This is a genomic window from Devosia sp. (genome assembly GCF_034675085.1).
In the GTDB taxonomy this organism is placed as follows: Bacteria; Pseudomonadota; Alphaproteobacteria; order Rhizobiales; family Devosiaceae; genus Devosia.
In genome coordinates this window covers 1-1506 of the sequence record NZ_JAUCDN010000487.1, presented here as the reverse complement: position 1 = coordinate 1506, position 1506 = coordinate 1, and the positions used below count along the sequence as shown (strand labels likewise).

Here is a 1506-nt window from a genome sequence, read left to right as displayed (position 1 = left end):
AACTGGCCATCGGGCGAGGAGACCATCTCGTCCGCCGCCCCGGCCAGCACGTTGACATCGATGCTGGCGCGCTGGTCGAGCGTGAGGATCTCGATGGGGCGCGGCTCGGATGCCCCCGGCGCGCGCACATAGATGCGCCCGTCGAAACCGAAGGCCAGCGTGCCGTCATCGGCCACCGAAAGATCGTGGACCGGCCCGCCCTCGAAAAAGGTGAGCTGGGTCTCTTCTCCGGTCTGCATATCGGCCTGCCAGGCATTGAGCCAGCCCGAGGCTTCGGAGAGATAATAGAGCGTGGCGCCATCGGCGCTCCAGACCGGGCTCAGCCGGTCCACCCCATCGACGGAAAACAGCCGGTCGTGATGGCCGGACACCGCGTCATAGAGCCAGATCTGGCGGGCATTGGCGGCAACGCGATGCTGGCGCGTCGCCGGATCGGCGGACGGGTCGTAGACATAGGCCAGCCGGTCCTCGGCGCGGTTCCAGCGCGCCTCAAGCGCATAATTGGGCAGCACCAGGCTTTCGCGCCCGCTCTCGATATCGACGGCATAAAGCTGCGGCTTTTCCGAAAGCGCCCCCTGCACGCTGCGCTCGGCATCGCCCAGGCCCAGCGCGGTGAACAGAATGGCCTTGCCATCGGGTGTGAAGCTGGTGGGCACCTCCCCCGCGATCGACCAGCTCATGCGCTGCAAGGTGCCGGAGAAATCGGCGACATAGATATCGTCCCCGCCATTGACGTCGGAGGCGAAGGCCAGGCGCTCCGAATCGGGCGACCATACCGCGCCATGGCTATAGGCGCCCTGCGGGCTCAGCGGCACGGCCAGCCCCCCTTCGGCATCGACCAGGAAGATCTGCCCGCGATGGGTGAAGCTCAGCGTCTCCCCATCGGGGGCGATGGCGGCATGGCGGATCCAGCGCGGCTGTTCGCCCACCGGCTGGGCCAGCACCGGCGTGGAAGCGGCAAGCAGCGCCAGGGCCGCAACGGCCCCCAGAGGTTTCAGCATGATCGTCAATTCCCCAAAACGAGGCGCCCCGGAAGGGCGGGGCGCAAATCACATCAACCAATAGAAGCCGGGTAAAGACTTGCTGAATCCCGCCGCATTTTTTCCAGCCGCCCTGTCATCGCCCCCGCCGCGCAAAGCGCCCTTGCGTCACCGGGGAAAATGGCGCTATGTGCCGCCAGCAAAGGTGTACCCACCAGTACGGCGAGGAGCTTTCCCATCATGGCCACCCATTCCCTTTTCCTTCTGCCCGGCGACGGCATCGGCACCGAGATCATGGTGGAGGTGGAAAAGCTCATCGCCTGGACGAACAAGGAGGGTCTCACCGATTTCTCCACCGACCGGGGCCTGGCGGGCGGATCGGCCTATGACGCCCATGGCGTGGCCATCACCGATGCGGACGTGGCCAAGGCGAAGGCGTCCGACGCGGTGATCTTCGGCGCCGTGGGCGGACCGAAATGGGACGACGTGCCCTATGAGCAGCGCCCGGAAGCCGCGCTCCTGCGCC

Annotated in this window: 1 protein-coding gene and 1 pseudogene; one reads left to right on the top strand and one right to left on the bottom strand. The window is 66.4% G+C overall.

Going from position 1 to position 1506, the window contains the following annotated elements; genetic code table 11:
* A pseudogene (locus VDP82_RS18020) lies at nt 1-1001 on the bottom strand (hypothetical protein); the annotation flags it as partial.
* A 219-nt stretch (nt 1002-1220) separates the two neighbouring features.
* Here VDP82_RS18020 and VDP82_RS18015 point away from each other — a divergent pair.
* Nucleotides 1221-1506 (top strand): isocitrate/isopropylmalate family dehydrogenase (locus VDP82_RS18015; protein WP_323016187.1); only part of this gene is annotated, 286 nt, incomplete at its 3' end.